At 57.3% G+C, this 24752-nt stretch carries 28 protein-coding genes; 15 read left to right on the forward strand and 13 right to left on the reverse strand.

Features of this window, described 5'->3' with window-relative positions; genetic code table 11:
- Positions 1-41 precede the first annotated feature (41 nt).
- Positions 42-533 carry a prepilin peptidase gene (locus QZ487_RS08490; RefSeq protein WP_285975634.1) on the reverse strand — a complete coding sequence of 164 codons (492 nt, stop codon included), beginning with the start codon at positions 531-533 and terminating at the stop codon, positions 42-44.
- Positions 534-612: 79 nt separating this feature from the next.
- Here QZ487_RS08490 and QZ487_RS08495 point away from each other — a divergent pair, with 79 nt between their 5' ends.
- From QZ487_RS08495 to QZ487_RS08505, 3 genes are all read left to right on the forward strand, one after another.
- Positions 613-1587 (forward strand): alpha/beta hydrolase, encoded by a 975-nt coding sequence (locus tag QZ487_RS08495; RefSeq protein ID WP_296025318.1) that lies wholly within the window; start codon positions 613-615, stop codon positions 1585-1587.
- Positions 1584-2684 carry an FAD-binding oxidoreductase gene (locus QZ487_RS08500; RefSeq protein ID WP_296024283.1) on the forward strand — a complete coding sequence of 367 codons (1101 nt, stop codon included), beginning with the start codon at positions 1584-1586 and terminating at the stop codon, positions 2682-2684. The genes QZ487_RS08495 and QZ487_RS08500 overlap by 4 nt, the downstream gene beginning before the upstream one ends.
- A gap of 106 nt (positions 2685-2790) precedes the next feature.
- On the forward strand, positions 2791-2967 hold the full coding sequence (locus QZ487_RS08505; protein WP_296024286.1) for a DUF1508 domain-containing protein: 177 nt from the start codon (positions 2791-2793) through the stop codon (positions 2965-2967).
- Positions 2968-3025: 58 nt separating this feature from the next.
- On the opposite strand, the gene rnhA is transcribed toward QZ487_RS08505, so the two are convergent.
- From rnhA to ispH, 3 genes are read right to left on the reverse strand one after another with little or no spacing between them, the layout of a single operon-like run.
- Positions 3026-3469 carry a ribonuclease HI gene (rnhA, locus tag QZ487_RS08510; protein WP_296024287.1) on the reverse strand — a complete coding sequence of 148 codons (444 nt, stop codon included), beginning with the start codon at positions 3467-3469 and terminating at the stop codon, positions 3026-3028.
- 16 nt (positions 3470-3485) lie between these two features.
- A complete protein-coding gene (locus QZ487_RS08515) occupies positions 3486-4469 on the reverse strand; it encodes a homoserine kinase (protein ID WP_296024289.1) in 984 nt (327 codons plus the stop codon).
- A gap of 15 nt (positions 4470-4484) precedes the next feature.
- A complete protein-coding gene (gene ispH / locus QZ487_RS08520; protein WP_285975629.1) occupies positions 4485-5459 on the reverse strand; it encodes a 4-hydroxy-3-methylbut-2-enyl diphosphate reductase in 975 nt (324 codons plus the stop codon).
- A gap of 108 nt (positions 5460-5567) precedes the next feature.
- Between ispH and QZ487_RS08525 the strand changes: the two genes are divergently transcribed.
- The 9 genes from QZ487_RS08525 (at position 5568) to tatC (ending at position 12870) form a co-directional block, all read left to right on the forward strand.
- Positions 5568-6224 (forward strand): hypothetical protein, encoded by a 657-nt coding sequence (locus QZ487_RS08525; RefSeq protein ID WP_296024291.1) that lies wholly within the window; start codon positions 5568-5570, stop codon positions 6222-6224.
- A gap of 65 nt (positions 6225-6289) precedes the next feature.
- Positions 6290-8041 carry an arginine--tRNA ligase gene (gene argS, locus QZ487_RS08530; RefSeq protein WP_296024293.1) on the forward strand — a complete coding sequence of 584 codons (1752 nt, stop codon included), beginning with the start codon at positions 6290-6292 and terminating at the stop codon, positions 8039-8041.
- Between the two features lie 11 nt (positions 8042-8052).
- Complete coding sequence (locus QZ487_RS08535; RefSeq protein ID WP_296024294.1) at positions 8053-8727, forward strand: SPOR domain-containing protein; 675 nt, start codon at positions 8053-8055, stop codon at positions 8725-8727.
- Positions 8728-8839: 112 nt separating this feature from the next.
- Positions 8840-9859 (forward strand): beta-N-acetylhexosaminidase, encoded by a 1020-nt coding sequence (gene nagZ, locus QZ487_RS08540; RefSeq protein WP_296024298.1) that lies wholly within the window; start codon positions 8840-8842, stop codon positions 9857-9859.
- Positions 9856-10668 carry a ScpA family protein gene (locus QZ487_RS08545; protein WP_285975624.1) on the forward strand — a complete coding sequence of 271 codons (813 nt, stop codon included), beginning with the start codon at positions 9856-9858 and terminating at the stop codon, positions 10666-10668. Before nagZ ends, QZ487_RS08545 begins: the two co-directional genes overlap by 4 nt.
- Positions 10665-11339, forward strand: a complete 675-nt coding sequence (scpB, locus tag QZ487_RS08550) for an SMC-Scp complex subunit ScpB (RefSeq protein ID WP_296024304.1) — start codon at positions 10665-10667, stop codon at positions 11337-11339. Before QZ487_RS08545 ends, scpB begins: the two co-directional genes overlap by 4 nt.
- Positions 11340-11398: 59 nt before the next feature.
- Positions 11399-11659 (forward strand): twin-arginine translocase TatA/TatE family subunit, encoded by a 261-nt coding sequence (gene tatA / locus QZ487_RS08555; protein ID WP_296024307.1) that lies wholly within the window; start codon positions 11399-11401, stop codon positions 11657-11659.
- Between the two features lie 12 nt (positions 11660-11671).
- Positions 11672-12067 carry a Sec-independent protein translocase protein TatB gene (gene tatB / locus QZ487_RS08560; RefSeq protein ID WP_296024310.1) on the forward strand — a complete coding sequence of 132 codons (396 nt, stop codon included), beginning with the start codon at positions 11672-11674 and terminating at the stop codon, positions 12065-12067.
- Positions 12068-12072: 5 nt separating this feature from the next.
- Positions 12073-12870 (forward strand): twin-arginine translocase subunit TatC, encoded by a 798-nt coding sequence (tatC, locus tag QZ487_RS08565; protein ID WP_285975620.1) that lies wholly within the window; start codon positions 12073-12075, stop codon positions 12868-12870.
- A 92-nt stretch (positions 12871-12962) separates the two neighbouring features.
- On the opposite strand, the gene QZ487_RS08570 is transcribed toward tatC, so the two are convergent.
- The 3 genes from QZ487_RS08570 to QZ487_RS08580 all read right to left on the reverse strand — a co-directional run bounded on the left by QZ487_RS08570 (position 12963) and on the right by QZ487_RS08580 (position 16004).
- Positions 12963-13181, reverse strand: coding sequence for a hypothetical protein (locus QZ487_RS08570; RefSeq protein WP_296024313.1), 219 nt, complete (start codon positions 13179-13181; stop codon positions 12963-12965).
- A 265-nt stretch (positions 13182-13446) separates the two neighbouring features.
- On the reverse strand, positions 13447-15105 hold the full coding sequence (locus QZ487_RS08575; protein ID WP_296025319.1) for an amidohydrolase: 1659 nt from the start codon (positions 15103-15105) through the stop codon (positions 13447-13449).
- A complete protein-coding gene (locus QZ487_RS08580; protein WP_285975617.1) occupies positions 15105-16004 on the reverse strand; it encodes an NAD(P)-dependent oxidoreductase in 900 nt (299 codons plus the stop codon). The genes QZ487_RS08575 and QZ487_RS08580 overlap by 1 nt, the downstream gene beginning before the upstream one ends.
- A 106-nt stretch (positions 16005-16110) precedes the next feature.
- Here QZ487_RS08580 and QZ487_RS08585 point away from each other — a divergent pair, with 106 nt between their 5' ends.
- Both QZ487_RS08585 and QZ487_RS08590 read left to right on the forward strand, forming a co-directional pair.
- Positions 16111-17364 (forward strand): threonine ammonia-lyase, encoded by a 1254-nt coding sequence (locus tag QZ487_RS08585; RefSeq protein WP_296024316.1) that lies wholly within the window; start codon positions 16111-16113, stop codon positions 17362-17364.
- Between the two features lie 165 nt (positions 17365-17529).
- Complete coding sequence (locus QZ487_RS08590; RefSeq protein ID WP_296024320.1) at positions 17530-18363, forward strand: arginyltransferase; 834 nt, start codon at positions 17530-17532, stop codon at positions 18361-18363.
- A 69-nt stretch (positions 18364-18432) separates the two neighbouring features.
- On the opposite strand, the gene QZ487_RS08595 is transcribed toward QZ487_RS08590, so the two are convergent.
- The 6 genes from QZ487_RS08595 to QZ487_RS08620 form a co-directional block, all read right to left on the reverse strand.
- Positions 18433-18834, reverse strand: coding sequence for a lysozyme (locus QZ487_RS08595; protein ID WP_296024324.1), 402 nt, complete (start codon positions 18832-18834; stop codon positions 18433-18435).
- Positions 18835-19010: 176 nt separating this feature from the next.
- Entirely contained in the window at positions 19011-20420 is a 1410-nt protein-coding gene (gene glnA / locus QZ487_RS08600; RefSeq protein ID WP_285975613.1) for a type I glutamate--ammonia ligase, read from the reverse strand.
- A gap of 89 nt (positions 20421-20509) precedes the next feature.
- Positions 20510-20848 (reverse strand): P-II family nitrogen regulator, encoded by a 339-nt coding sequence (locus QZ487_RS08605; RefSeq protein WP_285975612.1) that lies wholly within the window; start codon positions 20846-20848, stop codon positions 20510-20512.
- A 176-nt stretch (positions 20849-21024) separates the two neighbouring features.
- Positions 21025-21954, reverse strand: a complete 930-nt coding sequence (gene argC, locus QZ487_RS08610; protein ID WP_296024329.1) for an N-acetyl-gamma-glutamyl-phosphate reductase — start codon at positions 21952-21954, stop codon at positions 21025-21027.
- Positions 21955-21965: 11 nt separating this feature from the next.
- Positions 21966-22316, reverse strand: coding sequence for a hypothetical protein (locus tag QZ487_RS08615; RefSeq protein ID WP_285975610.1), 351 nt, complete (start codon positions 22314-22316; stop codon positions 21966-21968).
- A 96-nt stretch (positions 22317-22412) separates the two neighbouring features.
- Entirely contained in the window at positions 22413-23804 is a 1392-nt protein-coding gene (locus QZ487_RS08620; protein ID WP_296024333.1) for a M17 family metallopeptidase, read from the reverse strand.
- A gap of 69 nt (positions 23805-23873) precedes the next feature.
- On the opposite strand from QZ487_RS08620, the gene map reads away from it, so the two are divergent.
- Positions 23874-24704 (forward strand): type I methionyl aminopeptidase, encoded by an 831-nt coding sequence (gene map, locus QZ487_RS08625; protein ID WP_296024336.1) that lies wholly within the window; start codon positions 23874-23876, stop codon positions 24702-24704.
- Positions 24705-24752: the final 48 nt, after the last annotated feature.

The following is a 24752-nucleotide window of genomic DNA, read 5'->3' on the forward strand; positions in this document are numbered from 1 at the left end:
AATGGTTTGTCCGGATATTATCGAACTGGTTAAAACCAGGTTCATCCCAATCCAGAAGATGAGTTGAACCGAGGTAAATATTGTGCGCCAAGCACCCACAAACCGCCGATTGCGATCGCCACTCCATATGGAATTGCGATCCGATTTTTATGTCTGCGGATGATGTGCCAACCGCCCATCACGATGGTCAGCACGCCGCCGGCGAGCGCCATCACAACAAGCAGTCTGAGAAACCAGGTCGGCTCGATCCAAAGCGCAAGTGCGGTGAGCAGTTTGACATCACCGCCGCCCATCATCTTTGCTGCAAACAGTCCGGCAAAGAGCGCAAACGCAGCGACCGCAACGCCCAGTTGCATGGCGACGCCCGGCCAGATCGACAGACCACTGCTCCACCAGAATACAGGAGCAGCCAGAGCGATTCCGGCATTGAGCCAGTTGTCGATCTGGCGCCGACGCAGATCAGTGAACGCCGCGAACAGCAGCGCGATTGCCAAGCCGACAAGCAGTCCGTAGTATAGAAATTCAATCAACATTTGGCCCCCAAGGTTTCCCTTGGGACACAGTGCTAAAGACTATGACTTACTAAAAAGTAACCACGGCCAGAGAGTTGAAATTAGCCACGTGAGCGAAACAGCCTTGGAACAGATCAACCGCCGCGCCATTCCCGTCCATGCAACCGAGAGTTTCTGGACTGCTCAAGACGGTCACAAGATCCGCCGGATCGATTGGCCCGGTCTGGAAACAGGCGGCACGCCGCGCGGTTCGATCCTGTTCTTTCCCGGGCGCGGCGATAATTACGAGAAGTACCTTGAGACGCTGGAAGAGTGGCATCGGGCCGGCTGGCGCGTGACGGCCGCGGATTGGCGCGGGCAAGCGGGCTCCGGCCGATTGGGGAATGATGCGGTAACCGGCCATGTGGATGACTTCGCGACTTGGATTGATGATCTTCAATCCTTCTGGACGGACTGGAAGGCAGCGACTCCGAGGCCGCACATACTTTCTGCACATTCTATGGGCGGACATTTGGTCTTGCGGGGTATTGCGGAACGCAAAGTCGATCCCGACGCAATGGTTCTGTCCGCACCGATGTTGGGCTTTGTGGGTTCAATACCATCTGCAATCGGGCACCTTGCCGCTAAGCTTATGTGCGCGATCGGGGACCCAAAGCGCCCGGCATGGAAGTGGAACGAAAAGCCCGGCGTTGTGCCGGCTGGTCGGCAAGCGCTGCTGACGGGCGATGATGATCGCTATGAGGATGAGCAATGGTGGCGCAACGAACGGCCTGAACTGGTTATGGGGCCGGGAAGCTGGGGCTGGGTTGAGCGAAGTTATGCATCCATGCGGTGCCTGTTTGCGCCGGGCCTATTGGAAAGCGTCGACACCTCCGTGCTGCTATTGGGAACATCGAACGACAAGCTTGTATCCGTGCGCGTCATCGAAGAGGCCGCCGAAAGATTGCCAGCGGGTGAGCTGGTGCGTTTTGGCGAGGAAGCTCAGCATGAAATATTGCGCGATACTGATGCCGTGCGGGAGAGGGCAAAGACAGCAATAGACGAGTTTTTGGATCGGGTGGCTCCGCAAAAGTGACCGAACAATTCGACGTTGCGATTATTGGCGCTGGAATGGCAGGCGCGAGTTTAGCGGCTGAGGTCGGCGCATCAGTGCGCGTCTTGCTTCTCGAAGCTGAAGATGTGCCGGGCTATCACTCGACCGGGCGGTCCGCCGCATTCTGGGAAACCTGCTATGGCGGTCCGGAGATTGTCCCTCTGACAATGGCCTCGGGCGGTTATCTAAGAGAGCACGGATTCTTGAGCGACCGCGGCGCGCTTTATCTCGCGCGCGAGGCGGATCAGCCGCTTATTGATGAATTTGTCATGCGCTTTGCGGACACGGGAGCCGAGTTCGAACAGATTGATCGAGCAACTTTGGATGAAATGGTGCCTGGCCTTCGTCCCGAATGGGACCGTGCGATCTTGCAGCGTGCATGTGCAGATATCGATGTGGCAGGGCTGCATGCGCATTACCTCGCACGAGCCAAACGAAATGGCGTCGAACCCAATTGCCGAGCTCGGGTGCGGGACCTGAATGCTTTTCCCGATGGCTGGGACATTCAATGCGAAGATGGTCGGCGCTATACATCAAGAATCGTCGTCAACGCAGCGGGGGCGTGGGCAGATGCCTTGGCAAAGCTGGCCGGGGCAACTCCGTTGGGTATCCAGCCTTTGCGTCGCACGGTGGTTCAGCTTCGCACCGATCCGCCATTGTCACCTGACCAGCCATTGTGTCTGGATATCTCCGGCAGTTTCTATTTCAAACCGGAAAGCGGGGGCCGGTTGTGGCTTAGCCCCCATGATGAAACCCCCACCGATCCGTGCGATGCTGCGCCTGAAGAATTCGACGTAGCGCTTGCTATTGATCGGTTCCAGAACGTGACAGAATGGAACGTAGAGAGGGTAGAGCGCAAATGGGCGGGGCTGCGCAGCTTCGCACCTGATCGCCGGCCGGTTTACGGGTTTGATCCCCGCATCGAGAATTTTTTCTGGTTTGCAGGTCAGGGCGGCTACGGGATTCAAACCGCACCTGCCGCCGCGCGATTGGGCGCACAATTGTTGCTTGGGAAAGGGCGAGACGAATTGACTAGAGGCCTTGATCTGGCGCTCTATTGTCCGGATCGCTTTTGCTAAGCGGCAGCATTTGCAAAGCCACGTAAAATCGCGACGCTTGGTCTAGCTTTTTGAATTGGTGACGCTACGGCACGGCTTAGTTCAATGCCTTTGAGGGAGCCATTACATGGCGCACCGCTTCGAAATTCGCAAAAACAAGAAAGGCGAATTCGTTTCGTATTTCATCTACAATTCGGAAACGATCTGGTGGACTGAAGGCTACAGCTCGAAGGCAAGCGCGAATAACGCGATTGCGTCTGCTCTGAAGAACGGGCCGAATGCAGAGGTCGTCGACAACTACTGACTTTTGCTTGAGAGTTCGCAGAACGCGTTTCAAAAGGGTCGATCAAATTGGGTTGAGGTTACTCGCCTCGTCCGACTTGCTCGGCCCTTTCGCTTGCCAGCTGGTCAACCCGCTCGTTCTCAGGGTGTCCGTTGTGCGCTTTGACCCAATTCCATTCGATTTCATGCCTTGCGGCTGCCTCAATTAGATCGTGCCATAAATCTGCATTCAGCACCGGCTTTTTCGCCGCCGTTTTCCAGCCGCGCTTTTGCCAGCCGCCAACCCATTTCGTGATTCCATCAATCACATATTTGCTGTCTGAATAGAGAGATATCCGGCAAGGCTCGGTCAGGGCATTGAGTGCCTCAATCACCGCGGTCATCTCCATCCGATTGTTGGTGGTGTCCAGCTCGCTACCGGACAATTCCTTTTCATGCTTGCCCATCCGCAGCAGCGCCCCCCAGCCTCCGGGGCCGGGGTTGCCCTTACAGGCACCGTCCGTGAAGATCTCAACCTGTCGCATGGGTTTGCTGCCTGCCTCAGACATGTGGTGTGAACAGTGCTGATCCGGAGCTTGCATAGAATTGGGACCGGCGGACAAAATCCATCGGGTCCTTGCGTGCTACCAAGGCGCCGTCAGGTGTATCGAGCCAATCTGCAGCGCGTGATGAAATAAACCGCATGCATGCCCCGCGAACAAATACCGGCATGGCCGCCAATTCGGCCGCGCTCAATTCGCGGACCGATTGGTACCCTCTCAACAAGGCTGCTCCGATCTCTGGTCGATAGCTATGCCCGCCGCGCTCAAAGCTCCACGCGGCATGCGTCACGGCCAGATCGTAGGCAATGAAGTCTGTCGCTGCGAAGTAGAAATCGATCAGGCCGCTAACCTCATCACCCAACATCAGAACATTGTCCGGAAACAGATCGCAATGCACGACACCGTGCGGCAAACCACCGGGCCAATCGCCTGCCAGTACACCAAGCTCATCAAACGCAAAGTCTGCCAGTGCCGGGTCAATTCTGTCCAGCGCTTCGGCGCCGCAACGATTGATTGTGTGGTCCCATTCGGCAAGACCCATGGTTTGATGTCGCTGATGTTCAAAATCATCGACCGCCAGATGCATTTGCGCAAGCGCTTTGCCTACGGAGTGAGCTTGATTGGCCGTTGGGTGGTCCACAGAGACGCCAGGCAGATACTCGATGATGGCAACTGCCTTGTCACCGATCATCCGGAATGCAGCGCCTTCACGATCATGGATTGTGCCTGGCACCGGGCAATCCCTTGCAGCCAGATGATCAAGCAAAGACAAGAAAAACGGCAGGTCCGATAGTTCGATCCGCCGTTCGTACATGGTCAAGATGAAGCGAGCGCCAGTGCCATCGCTCCCGCTTGTCTCGATGATCCAATTGCTGTTCGACACGCCCTCGGCAATGCCCTTGGCAGAAACGAGTTCGCCAACATCATATGTTGCGATCAGCTCCGCGAGCTCTTCTGCTCCGAGATGTGTGTAAACCGCCATCAGTTGAATCTGCCGCTATTCAAGCAATTGCCGCGGCAATTTGAAGACCATTTTCTCTTCTGCCGCCTTGACCGTTTCTTCTTTCACGTCGCGCCATTGGCTGAAACGGTCAATAACTTCGCGGACCAGCTTCTCCGGAGCCGAGGCGCCCGCGGTGAGACCGATCGTCTCGACACCGTTGAGCCACTCAGGATCAATTTCGTCTGCGCGCTGGATCAAATATGCTTTCGTCCCCAGACGCTCTGCCACTTCGACCAGCCGCAGCGAATTCGAACTGTTGGGCGCGCCGATGACCAGCACCAGATCGCTTTCAGGCGCGATCTTTTTTACCGCTGCCTGCCGGTTCGATGTCGCGTAACAAATATCCTCGGCCTTGGGTCCCACAATCTGAGGAAAGCGGGCTTGTAGGGCTTCGAGAATTTCTCGGGTATCGTCGACTGAAAGGGTGGTCTGTGTAAGGAATGACAAGTCATCACTCTCTGCGAACTCAAGCCTCGCAACGTCTTCAACCGTTTCCACCAGTGTCATTTGGCCCGGTTCAACCTGCCCCATGGTTCCGATTACTTCCGGATGGTCGGCATGGCCAACAAAGATGATATGGCGGTTCTTTTCGATCTGGCGTTCCGCCTGACGGTGAACTTTGCTCACCAAAGGGCATGTCGCATCGACATATATCAATTTGCGGCGTTCAGCCTCCGCCGGGACTGATTTGGGCACACCATGTGCGCTGAATACCACCGGTGCATCATCGGGCACTTCGTCCAGCTCTTCGACAAAGATCGCGCCCTTGGCCTTCAAATCTTCCACAACGTATTTGTTATGGACGATCTCATGCCGCACAAACACCGGTGCGCCATACCGTTCGAGCGCCTTTTCAACGATCTCGATTGCACGGTCTACCCCGGCGCAAAACCCCCGCGGGGCTGCGATCAAGAGTTTGAGGGCGGGGCTATTTTCCCCCGATTCTGCTTGTTGAAAGAGCGCGTTCATGTCACGCCCTCTAGCGCTTTGTGACGCGCACCGCTAGGGCGTGTCGATGTATTCTACGGCCAGCATATTCTGGTGCGGGCCAAGGCAATGATTGAGGATCGTAACGCGATGAACCGCAAGTTTCGCATTTTGGCAGCAACCGCATTTGTCGCCGGTCTGGCCGGCTGCACAAACGAAGGCGAGCTGGTTGTTGATCAAGGCGTGGGTATCACAACTGTTTTGGGCCAATGCCCTGCAGTGGGGATTCCCGACTACACCGGCGATATCACCGCCTTCCGCATTGAGGGCGATCGAACCGCGAACAACCTTGATATGACCGCGGCGATTACAAACCTGCGGTCGTCATGTGACGAGAACAGCACGGCAGACCAAGTCTATACCAGCGCCACATTCGATGTGCAGGCGCGTCGTACCGATGTCCGTGGTGCGCGTACGGTCGAACTGCCTTACTTCGTTACTGTCCTTCGCGGCGGCAGCGCAGTTGTGACCAAAAGCGTTGGCACAGTGACGCTGAATTTCGCTGATGGCCAGGAACGGGCGAGTGCAACCGCGCAGGCTGGTTCGTTTGTAAATCGGACCGAAGCAACCCTGCCAGAGGAAATCCGTTTGCAGATCACCCGTCGACGACGTGCAGGTGATCCAGATGCAGCGCTTGATCCGCTGGCCGATCCGCAAGTGCGCGCCGCTATCCAGCGGGCAAGTTTTGAGATGCTGATCGGTTTTCAGCTCACTCAAGACCAGCTTGCCTATAATGTGACGCGCTAAGCGAAGCGCGCTTTCATTACCTGAATTCTTGCGATTCTGGCCAATTCGGCTAGGCGCACAGATGTATGTCCGACACAATGACACTCTATAAGAATTTCGAAGCCGAGATCGCGGCCGTTTTGGCCGATCTTGAGACTGATGGCGTGCTTCCCGAAGGCACAAACCTGGCTAACGTCGCGGTCGAGCCGCCGCGCGATGCAAGTCATGGCGACCTGGCCACCAACGCCGCCATGGTGCTGGCCAAACCTGCAAAAACCAATCCGCGCGCGCTGGCCGAGGCAATAGTAGGCAAGCTGATCGATGATCCCGCGATTACAAGCGCTGAGGTTGCAGGCCCGGGTTTTATCAATTTGCGCTTGGATCCGGCTGTTTGGCTGCAAGAACTTGGCGTAATTGCGAGCCAGGCCGATGCCTATGGTCGCTCTCGGATGGGCGAAGGCATGCGGGTCAATGTCGAATATGTCTCTGCCAACCCCACCGGCCCGATGCATATGGGTCATTGTCGCGGCGCAGTGGTGGGCGATGCGCTTTCCAGCCTGCTCGAATTCGCAGGCCATGATGTTACGCGCGAATATTATATCAATGATGCCGGTGGACAGGTTGATGTGCTCGCACGCTCGGCGCACCTTCGCTATCTGGAAGCTCTGGGCGATGATATCGGCGAGATACCCGAGGGACTATATCCGGGAGAATATTTGAAACCGGTCGGGGTATATCTGGCAAGCGAGCTCGGTGACCGGTTCAAGTCAGCACCTGAACAGGAATGGCTGCCGATTTTCCGCGCCGAAGCGGTCACGAAGATGATGGATCTCATCAAATCCGATCTGGCCACGCTGGGAATTCATCATGATGAATTCGCGTCCGAGGCCGCACTACAGGCCGCAGGCAAACCCGAAGCTACCGAAGCGTGGCTGCGTGAATATGGCTTGGTTTATGATGGTGTCCTCGAAGCCCCGAAGGGCAAGGCTCCACCAGAGGATTGGGAGCCGGTTGAGCTGCCGCTTTTCCGTTCGACCCAGTTTGGAGACGATCAGGATCGCCCGATCAAGAAATCGAACGGGGCGTGGACCTATTTCGGCGCTGATCTCGCCTATCATATGCAGAAGGCGGAAAGCGCTGATGCGCTGATCGACATCTGGGGTGCGGATCACGCAGGCACGGTCAAGCGGATCAAGGCCGCGGTTGCTGCGCTGTCCGAGGGGCAGGGCAAGCCCGTGCCGTTCGATGTGAAGCTGGTCCAGATGGTTCAGCTGATGCGTGGTGGTGAGCCTGTCAAGATGTCCAAACGTTCGGGCAACTTCATCACTATTGCCGATATGGTGGAAGAAGTCGGCAAGGATGTTGTTCGCTTCACCATGCTGACGCGCAAGCCCGAAGCGCAGATGGAATTTGACTTCGCCAAAGTGATTGAAGCCTCAAAAGACAATCCGGTGTTCTATGTACAATATGCCCATGCCCGGATTTGCTCGAATTTGCGCAAGGCGCTGGCTGATGAGGGGATTGCCCCCTCTGCAGCGAATCTTGCTGCGTTGGGCGAAGAAGAGCTTGCGCTGATCAAGCTGGCTGCACAGTTCCCGCGTGAAGTGGAAGCTGCGGCAAAAGCGCGCGAACCGCACCGGATTGCGTTCTATCTCTATGAGCTGGCTAGCGCTCTGCACTCTTTCTACACGCTCGGCCGCACAGATACGGACAGACGCTTTATCGTGGCAGATAAGCCGGAATTGTCCGCTGCAAGGCTTTTCCTTGCCGCTCAATTGGGGCAGGTTATCCGAAACGGCTTAAAGATATTGGGGGTCGACGCGGTTGAGGAGATGTGAGTGTGATCTCTATGAGTGACACTGGCAGCAATAATGAGTTGGCGCTGGATAGTGACGACAGCCTGCCATGGCTCGAATCCGATGAATATGATCCGGATGAGGGTGCGGTTGATACCTCGCGTATCGTGACGTTTGCTGGTGTGTTGTTGCTTTTGCTGGTCGCCGGGATTGGCGGCGTCTGGTGGTATTCCAACAGTCTCCAGGGTGAGCAGATCGTTGCTGATGGCAGCACGATCAAGGCGCCCGAAGGCCCCTATAAAGAGCGCCCTGCGGACCCGGGTGGCAAGGAATTCGCCGGAACGGGTAATGTCGCGCCCGGAGTGGGTGAAGGCGTCTCGGCGGAAACCCAATTGGCTGATGTGAAAACATCAACGCCGATCGCTGCGCCAACCAGTGCACCGCGTCCAACTATTACAACGCATCCAGAGGGCGGAAGCGCCCCAGCAGACGGCGGTGTAGCTGTTCAGGTGGGCGCATACGGATCCCGGGCAAAGGCCGAATCCGGCTGGGTAACATTGCGTGGGCAAACCACATTGCTCAACGGTGTGCGTTACCGGATTGTTCAGGGGCAGGCGGACATCGGCACAGTCTACCGTTTGCAAGCGCTTCCCGGCGATCTGGCGACGGCGCGAACACTCTGCAACGGCCTTAAAGCCGATGGCATTGCTTGCAATATCAAGCAGTAGGGCGCGCGGAATGCGCCGAATGCGCTAAAATGGTGCTGGAAAGCATCGTTTTCCCCCAAAGTAATGATCATTCGCCTTGCCGTAACGGTGCTTAGCTGCGAATTTTTTGCCCATGACACCTGCCATATTCGGGATTGCCGGAGCCCAGCTCACCGAAGAGGAGCGCGCGTTCTTTCGCGAGGCCGATCCGGCTGGCTACATCCTGTTTGGACGCAACTGTGTCGATCCGCAGCAATTGCGCGCGCTGACCGATGATCTTCGCGCCATTCACGGGCGGGAGCAGCTGCTGGTTTCGATCGATCAGGAGGGCGGGCGGGTTGCCCGACTGAGGCCGCCGCATTGGGCGCATTATCCCTCTGGGCAGACTTTTGATGCGCTTTATCAAATTGCCCCTGCCAGCGCGATTGAGGCGGCGCGAGCCGGCGCGCATGCGATGGCGCTCGAACTCTCTGCGATGGGCATCACGGTCGATTTTCATCCACCGCTCGATGTCCGCCAGCCGGGCGCACATGACGTAATCGGTGATCGCGCCTTGGGCAGCGAACCGATGCAAGTGGCCGCAATTGGCCGTGCCATTCTGGATGGGCTCGCCAAAGGCGGTGTTGCGGGTTGCATCAAGCACATGCCGGGCCATGGCCGGACAACCACGGATACGCATCATGCCTTGCCAACGGTCACCGCAAGCGAGGAAGAACTGGAATTGGATATCGCTCCGTTTCGAGCTGTGAACAAAGCGCCAATCGGCATGACCGGGCACTTGCTCTTCAATGCGTGGGACAAGGATAAACCCGCCACGCTCTCACCTTTCATCATCAGCGAGATCATCCGCAAGCGTATCGGCTTTGACGGTCTTTTGTTGACGGATGACATCGATATGGAAGCCCTGAACGGAACCGTTCCCGAACGCGCCGTTGCGGCGCATTCGGCGGGCTGCGATATCGTGCTCAACTGCTGGGCGAAAATGCCGGACATGGTTGCAATTGTTGACCAATTGCCGGCTATGGACCAGGTGGCACTGGCACGTTTGGACAATGCGCTGAAAACTACACAACTGCGTGATGACCTTGGCGAGCACACAGAGCTGCTCGCGAAGCGTGATAGTTTGCTGGAATTGGCAGGAGAAGCAGCATGAGCGACGAGAGCCTGCTTATCGAAACGCCGATGTCAGATGACGATGCCGAGAGCTGGGGCGGCATCGCGGCGGCCGAGAAGCCGGATGACAGGGCGCTCTACCTTGAGCTTGAAGGTTGGGAAGGCCCGCTAGACCTATTGCTCGACTTGGCCCGGCGGCAGAAAGTCGATCTTCGGCAGATTTCCATTCTTGCTCTGGTTGATCAATATCTGGGTTACATCGACCGTGCAGAAGCGCTTAAGCTGGAGCTTGCGGCAGATTATCTGGTGATGGCCGCCTGGCTTGCCTATCTCAAATCTTCGCTGTTGCTGCCCAAGGAAGAGCAGGAAGATCCAAGCCCAGAAGAGCTGGCGTTCAAACTGCAATTACGCCTGCAACGCCTGGGCGCCATGCGCGAAGCTGCGGCGCGGCTGATGGGTCGCAATCGGATCGGTCGCGATGTGTTCTTGCGCGGAGCGCCGGAAGGATTGCGGATTGATCGAAAGACGCAATGGACTTGCGATAGCTACGCATTGATCCAGGGCTATGGGCAGGTCAAGGCGCGCACTGCGCCCCGGATTTACCACGTGTCTGATCGCCCGGTGATGACGCTGGATAGCGCGCTTGATCGTGTGTCTGCCATGTTGGGTGTAACGCTGGAGTGGATGGGAATACGGGAATTCCTGCCGCCCCATGCCGAGCCGCGACTGCGCAAGTCTGCATTGGCTTCCAGTTTTGTCGCAGCGTTGGAGTTGGCCCGCTTGGGAAGGGCGGAAATCGCGCAGGAAGAGATCTTCGGAGAGATGCGTATTCGGAGGATAACGCAGTGAGCGCAGAGCAATTGGACGATACGGTACGCGCTGTCGAAGCAACGTTGTTCGCATCTGAAGAGCCGATGTCGGTCGACGCTTTGGCCGGGCATTTGGGAGGCTTGGAGACTTCGTCGGTGCGAGAGGCTTTGTTGGAGCTGCAAGCGCACTACGAAGGTCGCGGGATCCAATTGGTTGAACGCGGAAAGCGCTGGCATTTCGAAACCGCCCACGATCTGGCGCATCTTCTCCGCCGTGAACGCGAACAGGTTCGTCGGCTTAGTCGCGCTGCCACCGAAGTACTTGCGATTGTTGCGTATCATGAACCGGTCAGCCGCGCGGAAATCGAAGCAATCCGCGGCGTGCAGACCGCCAAGGGCACGCTTGACGTGCTGATGGAAGCGGGCTGGATCAAGCTCGCCGGGCGGCGCGAAGTGCCGGGGCGCCCGGTGATTTACGCCACCACACCCGAATTTCTGGATCACTTTGGGCTGTCCAGCCACCGTGATCTGCCCGGTATCGATGAGTTGAAGGCAGCGGGTCTGTTGGATCCCGTTGAAGACGCTTATGACGCAATGCAGGAAGAGGCAGATACGAAAGAGCAGAACAGCGATGATGTTGACGAAGACGCCGATGAAACAGCGTTTGCCGATGATGAGAATGCGGAAAGCGCCGAACCTTCTGCAGCATGACTGGCGCTGCGCGCCAATCCACCCTATATTGATATAAGTTTTGTAAGAAAGGCAGTCCCATGGGTCTCAGTGTCTGGCAGCTTCTGATTATTGCGCTGGTTGTGCTTGTCCTATTCGGGCGTGGCCGCATTTCCGAAATGATGGGTGATTTTGGTAAGGGAATCAGTAGCTTCAAGAAAGGCATGAGCGAGGAAGAAGCGAAATCTTCCAAGCCCGCCGGACAGATTGAAGGGCAAGCCAAGGAAGCGCGCAGCGATGCTGAGCAGAAGGCTGATCCTCAGCCAGCCCCGCGCCCCGATACACCAGACCAGCGCCGATAGGAGGCACTTTTCATGTTCGACATCGGCGCCGCCGAGCTGCTGGTGATCGTTGTCGTGGCCATCATTGTAATCGGCCCGAAGGAAATGCCGCGCGCTATGCGGACAGCAGGCAGCTGGATCGGAAAAGTGCGCAAGGTTTCCGCGCATTTTCGCAGCGGTATCGACACGATGATCCGCGAGGCAGAGCTGGAGGAAATGGAAGCCAAGTGGAAAGCGCGTAATGAAGAAATCATGGCGCGAACGGGAACTGGTGAACAGGCGCCTGAAGACGAAATGACAGGGCCACCGGCTGTTTCTGCAGAGTCTGCGGCGTTTGTTGAACCGGCCAAGCCCAAGCCGGCCAAGCCTGTTGCTCTTGAAGACCCGCAATTGCCACTCGATTCACCCAAGAAGGGCGAGGGGGATTAGATGCAATGGCGCTCAAGATCCGCGATATTGATGATACAGAAGCTCCGCTGATCGATCATTTGATCGAACTGCGTGCACGGCTGCTCAGGTGCGTTGTGGCACTCGGTATCGCTTTCGCGATCTGTTTCTATTTTGCCGACCCGATTCTTGGCTATCTGGTTCAGCCTTTGAAGAACGCGTTTCCTGATGGTGACGGGCAGTTGATTTTCACCAAGCTCTACGAGGTGTTCTTTGTAGAATTGAAAGTGGCACTGTTCGCGGGATTCTTCTTCAGTTTCCCGGTCATCGCGAATCAGCTTTGGGCGTTTGTCGCTCCGGGCCTTTATGCGAAAGAGAAGAAGGCTTTTCTGCCATTCCTTGTTGCTACGCCGATCCTCTTCACTGCAGGCGCGGCTCTGGCCTATTATGTGGTCATGCCAACGGCCTTCCGATGGTTTCTCGGATTTGAAGGTGAAGCAGGCGGACTGACTATCGAAGCCCTGCCTGCCGCCGGTGAGTATCTTGGCCTGGTTATGCAGTTCATTTTGGCATTCGGCATCAGCTTCTTGCTGCCAGTCTTGCTGTTGTTGCTGCACCGCGCAGGCATCGTCACGCGCGAACAGCTTTCAGGGGCGCGGCGCTATGTGATCGTTGGCGTGGTTGCGTTGGCCGCGATTGTTACGCCGCCAGACCCTGGTTCACAGGTTATTCTGGCGGTGCCTTTGTTGTTGCTATTCGAAGGTTCGCTTTTGCTGATGTGTCTTCAAGAGCGAAAGGCGATCACGGATAGCGAAGTTGAGTCGGTAACAAGCGCACCCGAATAGATCGGCTACGATGGCCCGCCATCCATAGATACATCGAACGCACAAAAAATGGGGCCCCGAAGGACCCCGTTTAATTTGTCTTGAAAACCCTCTTACGGGCTGACGGGATCGTCGTCGCCGTCTGCAGCGATAACGATACCGGCAATAACTGCAGCAGCCGCAAGAACAGCGATCAGGAGGCCTGAGCCGCCCTGAAGCTGGCTTTCGCCTTCAACCGGTGCCGGAGCACGGTCAAGCGAAACTTCTGCGATTGCCGGAGCAGTTGCCAGCGAGAGGACCGCAGCAGCTGCTGCGAGAGTACGGATTTTCATCGAGTGTCTCCTATGGGGTATTTTCTTGACACATTTGTCTCCTACGAAACTGTCTCTCACAAGACAAGACTGAATTCGTATGTCAGTGTCGTCAAACTGGTTCAAAACGTCGCCGAAACGATCAAATGTGCCTTTTTCTGTTGCAAGAGTGCGACGAAAGCGACGCTAGTCCCGAAGAACCGCTCCACTGCACCAAGCACCAATGCGAATCAAAGGTAAATTTTACGTCGAATTTGTTATTGGTTATTCGGTCATTCTGACCCAGTCATTTGTTTTCAAATACTCTTTCGCCACCAATCCAAGTCTCCAAGACTTGCATTTCTCGGATATCTTGGGGCGAGGAAAGCATCGGGTCACGATCGACCAGAATGAAATCTGCTCGTTCTCCAGCGATGAGACGCCCGAACCGCCCGTCGGCGAAGCCGGCATAGGCTCCGTCTGCGGTGAATCCGGCCAATGCCACATCGCGTGAAATCGTTTCTCCTGGCAGCCAGCCGCCGAATGGCTCACCATCCGCGTCGGTCCGGCTGATCGCCACTGAGAGTCCTGCGAATGCATCCGCAGGTTCAACGGGCGCATCGGATCCGAACGCCAAGGGAGCGCCAGCAGCAGCAATACTGCGCCAGGCATAGGCGCCGCCCAACCGATCGGGGCCAAGGCGGGCTTCTGCCATCAAACGATCGCTTGTCTGGTGAAGCGGTTGCATTGAAGCAATGGTGCCGTTTTGGCCAAATCTTACGATTTCATCGGGATCGACAATTTGAGCATGTTCGATCCGCCAGCGCCGGTCACCCGAGTAGGTTTCACTAAGCTCGCTAATGGCATCGAGCACTTCAGCGTTAGCGGCATCTCCGATCGCGTGGATTGCGGTTTGAAAGCCATCCATCGCCGCCCGGCTCATCAGGTTGCGAAGCTGTGCGGGCGTCAAGAGTGCCAAGCCATGATGATCACTCTCGTCATGATAAGGCTGCTTGAGCACCGCCCCCCTCGATCCCAATGCCCCATCAAGATACAGCTTTATTCCATTGAGGCGTAACCTGTCTTCATAGAGCCAGGGTGTGGGCGCGGGACCGGCGATGAGCTCCATCGTTTTGACATCGTTTGCATATGCCATGATGCGGATCTTGAGCGACCCATGGTCGCCCGCCCGGCGGAAAGCCTGCCAATCCTCGACTGACGTGCCCATGTCAGCAACTGCGGTGATGCCGCTGGCGAGCAGGACATCTTGCGCCTTGTGAAGCGCAACATCGCGGTCGCTTGGGCGAGGTTCAGGCACAATCGCGTTGATGAAGCTTTCAGCCGCATCAATGAACACACCGGTAGGGTTGCCAGCCGGGTCGCGGATGATCCGTCCACCGTTTGGATCTGTGGATGCTCGCGTGACGTTGGCTTTCGACATGGCAAGGCTATTCGCCCAGCCGGCATGGCCATCCACGCGAGCAAGCCACACCGGACGGTCAGAAACAACTGCGTCCAGCTCGGCTGCGGTCGGAAATCGTCCAAGCCCCCATTTCTCCTGGTTCCAGCCGCGCCCGATAATCCAGGGACGACCGGGGTTCGCTTCCGCAAAGTTACGGACTGCGTCGAGTGCTTCTTCCAGCGAGTTGGTTCGGGAAAGGTCGAGTGTCAGTTGGCCAAAACCAATGCCCATAACATGGACATGGCTGTCGATCATGCCGGGCAGCATGACCCGGCCTTCGCCATCGATCTGATAGTCGATGCTGCCGGGTCGAGGGTCACCCGACTTTACGAGTTCGCGAACCTTGCCATCATCCGAAATCACAAGCCCAGTGAATCGTTCGACTTCGCCATCTGCATTGATGGTGATACCCACCACATTATCGATCAGCGTGTCAGCCCAGGCTGGTGTTGCAAACAAGGTGGCAGTGCTGGCGATCCCGGCCAGGGCAAATTTGAGAAACATCATTTCTCTCCTTTCGGCAACCGGCTGATCAGCGCGCTGGTGTCTTTCCGCCCTCCGCCCGATGCCTGAATTTCAGCATAGAGTTGATCGACCAGCTCCGTCACGGGGGCTGACAGACCCAGGCCGCGCGCTTCTTCGAGTGCATAGCCAAGGTCTTTGCGCATCCAGTCGATCGCGAAGCCAAAATCAAACTCGTCCTTGACCATGGTGTGCCAGCGATTCTCCATTTGCCAGCTTTGCGCCGCGCCGCCCGAGATCGCATCCAAGGTTTTGTCGAGATCGAGACCAGCGGCTTGTGACAGCCGGATGGCCTCACTCAAGCCGCCGAGAACACCAGCGATGCACATCTGGTTCGCCATCTTGGCCGTCTGGCCTGCGCCTGCATCTCCAACATGGACAATTCGCGCCGCGTAGCATTCCATAACCGGGGCCGCGCGCTCCATGTCTTCAGCGGTTCCGCCGCACATGATCGCAAGTTTTCCGTTTTCGGCACCTGCTTGCCCGCCGGAAACCGGTGCATCAACAAAGCCAACGCCCTTGGCTCTGCACGAGTCAAAGAGTTTGCGCGCTAGATTAGCAGATGTCGTGGTATGATCGACCATCAAAGCTCCGTCAGACATCGCCTCAAGCGCGCCATTCTCTCCCAGTATGACCTGCTTGACGTCCTGATCATTGCCGACACAGGTAAAAACTATGTCTGCTCCGCGCGCAGCTTCGGCAGGCGTGCCTGCACCAGAAAGCTGTAGCCCTTCGTCAGCCCACTTGGCCTGCCATTCTTCCACCCGTGCCTTGGTGCGATTGTAGACTGTGACTTGGTGATCTGCGCGTGCGAGATGACCGGCCATCGGACCGCCCATCACACCAAGCCCAAGGAATGCGACTTTGCCATGTGTCTTCATAGTCTGTGTGCGGTAATGCGAATTGGCGGCGCTGCAACCGCTTTTATCATTGACTAAAGGCTGATTGACGTTGCGGCGCGTAGGCCAAACGCCTATCCCGCCGCCCATGAATAGCCTACCGGCCTTTGCCAGCGAAGCTGAAGCGCGTGCCGCGCTGACAATTGATGATGTCCGAGCCGCCGCTGAGCGGATCGAAGGCGCAGTCGTGCGTACGCCCATGATGCACTCAATTACGCTGTCCGAAATTGCCGGCTGCGAGATTTGGCTGAAATTCGAGAACTTGCAGTTCACTGCGGCGTATAAGGAGCGTGGAGCGCTCAACGCCTTGTTGCATCTGACCGATGAACAGCGCCAGCGTGGTGTTATCGCCGCTTCGGCTGGAAACCATAGCCAAGGTCTTTCGTATCATGGCACCCGGTTGGGTGTTCCGGTGACCATCGTGATGCCGCGCACGACGCCAACCGTGAAGATCATGCAAACCGAAAGTGTCGGCGGCAAGGTTGTCCTAGAAGGCGAGACCTTTGATGACGCCCACGCGCACGCCCGGCAGTTGGAAAAAGAACGCGGGCTGACCTTTGTGCATCCATTCGATCATCCCCTGGTGGCTGCCGGGCAGGGCACCGTTGCGATCGAGATGCTGGAAGAGCAGCCGGATCTGGACTGCATGGTTGTGCCGATCGGCGGTGGCGGGCTAATGTCCGGCATGGCGACAGTTGCCGATGCGATCAATCCCGATATCGAGATGATTGGTGTGCAGGCAGAGCTGTTCCCTTCGATGTACGCCAAGGTGCGCGGGGAAGATATGGCATGCGGCGGTGATACACTCGCAGAAGGCATTGCGGTGAAGGCACCGGGCGAGTTCACCTCGAAAATCATCGCGCAGCTGGTCGATGAAATACTGCTCGTGGACGAGCGCTCGCTCGAGAAAGCTGTCTCTCTTCTTCTCCAGATCGAGAAGACTGTGGTTGAAGGTGCTGGTGCGGCAGGGCTTGCCGCGGTTCTTGCCAATCCGGAGAGGTTTGCAGGCAAGAAAGTCGGTCTGGTGCTTTGCGGTGGCAACATCGACACGCGCTTGCTGGCCAATGTCCTGCTGCGTGATCTGGCCCGTCAGGGCCGCCTCGCACGCGTTCGCGTCAAGCTGCAAGACCGGCCGGGCGCTTTGTTCAAAGTGATGCGCGAGTTTAACGAGCACAACGTCAATATCATCGAGATTTACCACCAGCGAATCTTTACGTCGCTGCCTGCAAAGGGCCTGATCACAGACATCGAATGCGAGGCAAGAGACCGCGAACAGCTTGATGCCTTGGTTAAGGCGTTGAGACAGAAAGACTATACAGTAAGCCTGGTCGAATTAGATTAGTCATTTTTACAATGACTTGACCTGACTTACCCCCGCCTGATGGCGATATTAACCATACGCCATGGTTAAAGACCTTTTACCGAGCGCCCCGAAAAGGCATAACAATGTCTTAACTCACGCCTCTGCGTGATTCCGTTTGGCAGGACTAAGGACCTTGTTAGGCTCGTGACAGCACCGATACGCTTTCCTCGTTTCTTCGTGACCAGTCCGGCACCTTGCGCGTACCTGCCTGGCCGCAGTGAACGGAAAGTGTTCACGGAGCTCAAGGGTCCGCATGCCGAGCAATTGAACGAAGCATTGGGCCGCATCGGCTTTCGCCGCAGTCAGACTGTGGCGTATCGCCCCAGCTGTCTGGACTGTCAGGCGTGCATTTCTGTGCGTGTATCGGCGACCGACTTTGCAGCCTCCAATTCTCAGCGCCGCAACCTCAAACGCAATGGCGATTTGATTGCGACCGAATGCCGCCCTTGGGCGACCAACGAACAGTTCGATCTGCTGCGCCAATACCTCAGCACCCGCCATCCCGATGGCGGAATGGCCGCGATGGACGAGATGGATTTTGCCGACATGGTCGAGCATACGCCCGTTTCCTCTGTCATGATCGAATATCGCGAACCGACAGCTACCGGACAGTCAGGCCGATTGGTAGGGGTTTGCCTGACGGATCGTCAGAGCGACGGCCTTTCGATGATTTACAGCTTTTATGACGCTGACCATGGCGCGCGTTCCGGCCTGGGTGACTACATCATTCTTGATCATGTCCGCCGCTCTGCCGCCGAGGGTCTGTCCTATGTTTACCTCGGCTATTGGGTCGAGGGATCGCCGCGCATGCAATACAAAGTGCGCTATCGCCCGTTAGAAAAGCTTACCCGTGACGGTTGGGTCCGAATTGGCAAGGAAGAGCATCAGCGCTTGATCGCGAATGCGACCAAGCCCGGCAATCCGGTTCCCAACCCCACCGGGAAAGACGGCAAGCAGCCCAGACTCGAAGACTTTTGAGCCGGTGCGTCAAGCGCTCGCATAGACGCGGCCTTCGGCCTGTCTGCGCCTGGCCAGCCCTTTCAGCACTCACCCGCCGGCTTTGTTCCACCGCGCAAATTCTTCGCTTGCACCAGCGTAGTCGCCCTTACGGTGTTTCGTGGTCAGTGTGGCCCAGCGGATTGCACCGGTGTTGTAGTGAAAGCTGACCAAGGCATCGAACTGCGCCTGGCTGGTCTTCGGAACATTGCCTAACGCTTCGGTCACGTCCGCTGCGTGGCGCGCGACGTCTTCGGCCAAACGCGCATCGCATTGTTTCTGGGTCCAGACCGTCCCGGGGCTGACATCTGCACAGGTCGCTCCCCAGCCGATCGTCCATGGTGCACCACCTGTGCCAGGATCCGGGTGGCCTTCGATAAGGCCATCGGCTCGCTGCGACGCGCAACCCCAAAAGCGTTTCATAAGCTCGAATGCCTCTGAGCCGGCGTTCATTCGTGAAGCGGGCCGAAGTCGTTCGCAAGCGCGTTTGTCGCCGCCCGCACAAACGATTGCATCATCGAGCGTCTCGAGAAAGTTCGCGAAGGCCTACACTCGGATCGCTAGCTAAACAAAGAAAAGGCCGCCCGGATCGTTCCGAACGGCCTTTGTTTTAATTGAAACTGTCTCAGTTACGCGCTGTAATACATATCGTATTCGACTGGGCATGGCGTGGTTTCGGTGCGGATCACCTGTTCCCACAACAGCTCGGCATAGGCATCGATCTGGTCTTTGGTGAAGACATCGCCCTTCAGAAGGAACTCGTGATCGGCTTCGAGTGCTTCGAGTGCCTCACGCAAGCTGCCGCACACGGTCGGAACTTCGGCGAGCTCTGCCGGTGGCAGGTCGTAGAGGTTCTTGTCCATTGCTTCGCCCGGGTGGATCTTGTTGGTGATACCATCAAGGCCAGCCATCAGCAGCGCCGAGTAGGCAAGATACGGGTTGGCCATCGCATCCGGGAAGCGGAATTCGACGCGCTTCGCCTTGTCGCCTGCACCGTAAGGAATACGGCACGATGCCGAGCGGTTGCGGGCCGAATACGCCAGCAGAACCGGTGCTTCGAAACCTGGTACCAAACGCTTGTAGCTGTTGGTGGTCGGGTTGGTGAAGGCGTTCAGCGCCTTGGCGTGCTTGATCACACCGCCGATGTAATAAAGGCAGTTCTCTGAAAGACCCGCATATTCGTTACCGGCGAAAGTCGGCTTGCCATCGGCCCAGATCGACATGTGGGTGTGCATGCCTGAACCGTTATCTTCCTTGATCGGCTTCGGCATGAAGGTCGCTGATTTGCCATATGCGTGCGCGACTTGCTGCACGACATACTTGTAGATCTGCATACGGTCGGCTGTTTGTACCAGCGTACCATATGTCAGGCCCAGCTCGTGCTGCGCGGCTGCCACTTCGTGGTGGTGCTTGTCGCAAGGCAGGCCCATTTCCAGCATCGTGGCAACCATTTCACCGCGGATGTCCATGCAGCTGTCAACCGGAGCAACGGGGAAGTATCCCCCCTTGGCCCGTGGCCGATGGCCCAGGTTGCCCGCTTCATATTCTTTGCCGGTGTTGGTCGGCAGTTCGATATCGTCGATCGCGAAGCCAGAACCGGCATAGCCGTCTTCGAAGCGCACATCGTCGAACATGAAGAACTCCGCTTCCGGTCCGACATAGACGGTGTCGCCAACGCCTGTGCTTTTCAGGTAAGCTTCGGCGCGTTTGGCTGTCGTGCGCGGGTCGCGGCTGTACCAATCGCCGGTTGACGGCTCCACGATGTCGCAATTGACGATCAGCATCGGTGTCGCGCTGAAAGGGTCAAGCCATGTTTCAGACAGGTCTGGCTTAAGGATCATGTCTGACTCGTTGATCGCTTTCCAGCCTGCGATCGAAGAGCCGTCAAACATCAGCCCGTCTTCGAATTCGTCTTCTCCCATAACTCCGGCGCACATCGTCAGATGCTGCCACTTGCCCTTCGGATCGGTGAAACGCAGGTCGACCCACTCAACCTCGTGTTCCTTGATCTTCGCGATGATATCCTTGGCAGTGCTCATTGGAATTTTGCCTCCAGCTTAAGTGTCTTGTTTTGCCCGGTTCGGATTTGGGCATTGGTTACATTGGGTGGGGAGAATCCCCGCCAAACTTAGATTGCGTCGTTATCTCTTTCGCCGGTGCGAATGCGCAGGGCTCCTTCGATGGGCGAAACGAAGATCTTTCCATCACCGATGCGGCCTGTCTGCGCAGCAGCAGCCACCGCCTCAACCACGCGTTCAGCGATCTCGTCATTCACGACGACTTCGAGTTTTACCTTGGGCAGAAAGTCGACGACATATTCCGCGCCGCGATAAAGCTCCGTATGGCCCTTTTGGCGCCCAAAACCCTTTGCTTCGGTGACGGTGATGCCCGATACGCCGATTTCGTGCAGCGCTTCCTTCACTTCGTCGAGCTTGAAGGGTTTGATGATCGCTTCGATCTTTTTCACGTGATGGCCTGCTTCCGAATGGGGCGCAGATATTGGACCGCGCTCAAGAGATGCGCGTGAACATTCAAGAATCGTGCCAATCACTTAGATGGAGGCAAAGCGATCGTAAGTGCGCGCAAACGGGTATAGATTGCCCAAGAGTCGGACGGGTTCTGCCTAAATATTAGGCAGTGATCTCAGTTGAGCCGTAGTCCGGTCGTCTCCGGCAATCCGCACATGATGTTGAGATTCTGCACCGCCGCGCCGCTGGCACCCTTGCCGAGATTGTCGAGCTCAGCGATCAGCCGTGCATTCCATCCACCCTCGTTGGCGAACACATGCAGCGACAGACCGTCATGCGGTGCTGCGCCTTGCAAGAGCAGCAGCTCTGCGGGCACTTCGCCATCAACCACACTGACAATTTGTGACGCGGCGTAAAATTCGCGCAGAGCATCGCCTAACTGATCCGCGTGAGGTTCGTTCGCCATCGCGCCCAGATGCAACGGAACCTCTACGATCATACCGCGATGCGCGGGCACGACAGAAGGTGCGAACAATACCGGATGCATCAGCTCTGCGTGCAGCGACATCTCGGGCAGGTGTTTATGCGCCAGATCCAGGCTATATGTCCGGAATGCGATGTCTGTTTCAGCTTCGAACCGTTCGATCAGCGCATTGCCGCCGCCCGAATATCCGCTCACGGCATTGACCGCATAAGGCCAGTCGGCTGGCAGCAATCCTGCCCTGACAAGCGGCGCGACCAAAGCCAGAAACCCTGTTGGATAGCATCCGGGATTTGAGACGAATTGCGCATCGGCAATCTTCTCATGACCGATCAGCTCCGGGAAGCCATAAGTCCAGCCCTCGGCCACGCGGTGGGCGGATGATGCGTCGATCATTCGCGTATTCGAACCTTGCGCCAGCTTCACCGCGTCTTTCGCGGCGTCGTCGGGCAAGCACAGGATCGCGATGTCCGCAGCGTGTAGCGCGTCCTTGCGCGCGGCTTCGTCCTTGCGTTGGGCATCATCAAGCACAATCAGCTCAAACTCGCTGCGATCCTTGAGCCGGTCACGGATTTCCAGACCGGTCGTGCCAACAGCTCCATCGATGAAGATACGGGTTGTCATTGGCGCACTAATCAGGTGTCAGCGGGCGCAAGCTGCGCAATACGCACATAGCCGGAGGGGCCCTCTGGTGCGAGACATACCCAGGCCCATTCACCTGCAATATCAAGTACTTCTAGCGCTGTGCCAGTGGCAAGTTCTCTCACAACATCGCTATCGTCACGACCGGCAAGATGCATCTCAACCGCTGCATCGCCAATGTGGCGCTGTGTGGGGATGACGTAATGCGCAGCAAGATGCCGGCCCGCCAGTGCGATATGCGCAAGGTCTCCGCGAAGGGGCAAGGTTCCTGGTGCAGGGCGCGCGACAGGTCCTGCCAGGTTGAGCGGCCCGTCGGGAACCTCATATGTCGTTACGTCGCTCATCCGGCGCGCATCCCCTGTGCATTTGGACCCGTTTTTTACGGATTTCGCGGGCGCTTATACACATCGCGCCTTTCCGGCAAGTTAGCCGTTTGCGGGTTATTCGCCAGAGTAGCGCGCGCGCAACATGTGGAAAGCTGCACGCAGGCCGTAGGCGGCACCGCCTGCCGGCCGGCCCGGCTTGGCCGAAGGACGCCATGCGAAGGTGTCGAAATGCGCCCAGTCAATTCCGTCGCCAACGAACTTGTCGAGGAAGAGGCCGGCTACACTGGCCCCGGCAAAGGCATTGCTGGAGATATTGTTCATATCAGCCACGTCAGACTTCAGCCATTCGCGGTATGTCTCTGGCAAGGGCAGTCTCCATGGCTCGTCATCACATGTCTTGCCCGCGTCGATCAGTGCCTGCGCGGTTCCGTCCTTGCGGGTCATCAGGGCAGGGAGGTCCGGCCCGAGCGCCACACGCGCGGCTCCTGTCAGCGTAGCGAAATCGAGGATAAGGTCTGGATCATCCTCGCTTGCGCGGGTAAGCGCGTCGCCCAGGATCAGGCGGCCTTCGGCATCGGTATTGCCGATCTCGACGGTCAAGCCCTTGCGCGTCTTGAGGATATCGCCGGGGCGGAAAGAATTGCCGGCAATCGCGTTCTCAACTGCAGGGATCAAGAGCTGCAACCGTAAAGGCAGCTTCGCATTCATGACCAGGCCAGCCAGCGCAATAGCATGCGCTGCGCCGCCCATATCCTTCTTCATCAGTTTCATTCCGGCCGCCGGTTTCACATCCAGCCCGCCAGAGTCAAAACAAACGCCTTTGCCGACAATCGCGACCTTGGGGTGTTTTTCGTTGCCCCACTCAAGCCGTATCAACCGTGGTGCATGGTCGCGCGCGGCCGCACGACCGACGGCATGAACCATCGGATAGTCTTTCTCCAGCGCATCACCTTTGACCACTTTGAGTTTTGCGTCATACGTCTTCGCCAGCTTTTCGCATTCGGCCTCTAGCTGAGCAGGGCCCATGTCTTCAGCGGGCGTGTTGACCAGATCGCGCACCAGATTTTCCGCTTCAGCTTCGGCAATCGCGTTATCCAGATGCTTGGCTTTCTGGCTCAGCAGCACGCGCGGGCCGGGCGCGTTCTCATCCGGCTTCACATAGCGGGTGAATTTGTACTGCGCTGTCTGCCATCCATGCAGCGCCGCGCCAGCCTCACCATCCTTCAGCCGATAAGTGCCTTCGGGCAGATCCTCGGCCAGTTTGGCCAGACACCAGCTTGTCATTTTCTCCAGGTCAGCCACACCGCCTGCGGCGAACCATTCATCGCCATCGGGCACTATGGCTACCTGCGCGGGCTTGCCTTCGAATTTTTGCGCTTTGATTGCGGCGCGTTGCCCTGCGGACAGCGGCTTGAGCCAATCCTCGAATCTGTCCTTGGTAACCAGGTGAATGGACGTCGCGGATTGTCCGCGATCAGGCTGTATCAACGCGTCTTTTTTGCTCATGTGCGCTACTTAGTCACGATATGGCGCTTGTCACTCGCAATTTTGCGCATCCATCGCTATGTGTGAGGCATGCACCATTACCAAGTCATCGATGGAAGTGAGACCGTCTACCGCGACGGCACGATTAAGCTGCATGGACCCGAGGGGTTCGAGGGTATGCGCAAGGCCGGGCGCCTTGCCGCAGAAATCCTCGACGAACTAACCGAATTCGTGAAGCCCGGTGTGACGACCGGTGAGATTGACGATTTTGCGCGTGGCATGATGCTGGACGCGGGCGCAGTGCCTGCAACTCTGGGCTATCGCGGCTATGCGCACAGTTGCTGTACCTCGATCAACCATGTGATTTGCCACGGCATTCCGGGGGACAAGGCGCTGAAGGATGGTGACATCGTCAATATCGATGTCACGCCGCTGCTCAATGGCTGGCATGGCGACACTAGCCGCATGTTCTTTGCCGGCGAACCGTCGATCAAGGCCAAGCGGCTGGTCGATGTGACCTATGAATGCCTGATGCTGGGGATCGAAGCGGCAAGCAAGCCCGGCGCACGGCTAGGCGATATTGGCGCCGCGATCGAAGCGCATGCGCGCCAGTTCCGTTATGGCGTGGTGCGCGAGTTTTGCGGCCACGGGCTGGGGCGCTTGTTCCACGATGCGCCGGAAGTGGTGCACGCGGCGAAGGCGGGCACAGGGCCCGAGCTGAAGCCGGGCATGTTCTTCACCATCGAACCGATGATCAATGCCGGAAAGCCCTGGGCGAAAGTGCTGGGCGATGGCTGGACAGCGGTGACCCGCGACAAGTCGCTAAGCGCGCAATTCGAGCATTCGATTGGACTCACTGAAAACGGTGCGGAGCTTTTTACCAAAAGCCCGAAAGGTCTGGATAAGCCGCCTTATGCGTAACGTCCGAAACTGGGGTCGAAAGCGGACACTTGGCGGTTCGGTTGTGTT

The organism is uncultured Altererythrobacter sp. (genome assembly GCF_913057185.1).
GTDB lineage: Bacteria > Pseudomonadota > Alphaproteobacteria > Sphingomonadales > Sphingomonadaceae > Erythrobacter > Erythrobacter rubellus.

What these genes read in the sequence shown, in the direction of transcription:
- QZ487_RS08615 (WP_285975610.1), bottom strand. Translation starts at nt 22,316, where the DNA reads ATGAGCGACGTAACGACATATGAGGTTCCCGACGGGCCGCTCAACCTG.
- QZ487_RS08515 (WP_296024289.1), bottom strand. Translation starts at nt 4,469, where the DNA reads ATGGCGGTTTACACACATCTCGGAGCAGAAGAGCTCGCGGAGCTGATC.
- QZ487_RS08545 (WP_285975624.1), top strand. Translation starts at nt 9,856, where the DNA reads ATGAGCGACGAGAGCCTGCTTATCGAAACGCCGATGTCAGATGACGAT.
- QZ487_RS08575 (WP_296025319.1), bottom strand. Translation starts at nt 15,105, where the DNA reads ATGTTTCTCAAATTTGCCCTGGCCGGGATCGCCAGCACTGCCACCTTG.
- tatC (WP_285975620.1), top strand. Translation starts at nt 12,073, where the DNA reads ATGGCGCTCAAGATCCGCGATATTGATGATACAGAAGCTCCGCTGATC.
- QZ487_RS08535 (WP_296024294.1), top strand. Translation starts at nt 8,053, where the DNA reads ATGAGTGACACTGGCAGCAATAATGAGTTGGCGCTGGATAGTGACGAC.
- QZ487_RS08490 (WP_285975634.1), bottom strand. Translation starts at nt 533, where the DNA reads ATGTTGATTGAATTTCTATACTACGGACTGCTTGTCGGCTTGGCAATC.
- tatA (WP_296024307.1), top strand. Translation starts at nt 11,399, where the DNA reads ATGGGTCTCAGTGTCTGGCAGCTTCTGATTATTGCGCTGGTTGTGCTT.
- glnA (WP_285975613.1), bottom strand. Translation starts at nt 20,420, where the DNA reads ATGAGCACTGCCAAGGATATCATCGCGAAGATCAAGGAACACGAGGTT.
- rnhA (WP_296024287.1), bottom strand. Translation starts at nt 3,469, where the DNA reads ATGCGACAGGTTGAGATCTTCACGGACGGTGCCTGTAAGGGCAACCCC.
- QZ487_RS08595 (WP_296024324.1), bottom strand. Translation starts at nt 18,834, where the DNA reads ATGAACGCCGGCTCAGAGGCATTCGAGCTTATGAAACGCTTTTGGGGT.
- argC (WP_296024329.1), bottom strand. Translation starts at nt 21,954, where the DNA reads ATGACAACCCGTATCTTCATCGATGGAGCTGTTGGCACGACCGGTCTG.
- ispH (WP_285975629.1), bottom strand. Translation starts at nt 5,459, where the DNA reads ATGAACGCGCTCTTTCAACAAGCAGAATCGGGGGAAAATAGCCCCGCC.
- tatB (WP_296024310.1), top strand. Translation starts at nt 11,672, where the DNA reads ATGTTCGACATCGGCGCCGCCGAGCTGCTGGTGATCGTTGTCGTGGCC.
- QZ487_RS08525 (WP_296024291.1), top strand. Translation starts at nt 5,568, where the DNA reads ATGAACCGCAAGTTTCGCATTTTGGCAGCAACCGCATTTGTCGCCGGT.
- QZ487_RS08580 (WP_285975617.1), bottom strand. Translation starts at nt 16,004, where the DNA reads ATGAAGACACATGGCAAAGTCGCATTCCTTGGGCTTGGTGTGATGGGC.
- map (WP_296024336.1), top strand. Translation starts at nt 23,874, where the DNA reads ATGCACCATTACCAAGTCATCGATGGAAGTGAGACCGTCTACCGCGAC.
- QZ487_RS08620 (WP_296024333.1), bottom strand. Translation starts at nt 23,804, where the DNA reads ATGAGCAAAAAAGACGCGTTGATACAGCCTGATCGCGGACAATCCGCG.
- nagZ (WP_296024298.1), top strand. Translation starts at nt 8,840, where the DNA reads ATGACACCTGCCATATTCGGGATTGCCGGAGCCCAGCTCACCGAAGAG.
- QZ487_RS08570 (WP_296024313.1), bottom strand. Translation starts at nt 13,181, where the DNA reads ATGAAAATCCGTACTCTCGCAGCAGCTGCTGCGGTCCTCTCGCTGGCA.
- argS (WP_296024293.1), top strand. Translation starts at nt 6,290, where the DNA reads ATGTCCGACACAATGACACTCTATAAGAATTTCGAAGCCGAGATCGCG.
- QZ487_RS08505 (WP_296024286.1), top strand. Translation starts at nt 2,791, where the DNA reads ATGGCGCACCGCTTCGAAATTCGCAAAAACAAGAAAGGCGAATTCGTT.
- QZ487_RS08585 (WP_296024316.1), top strand. Translation starts at nt 16,111, where the DNA reads ATGAATAGCCTACCGGCCTTTGCCAGCGAAGCTGAAGCGCGTGCCGCG.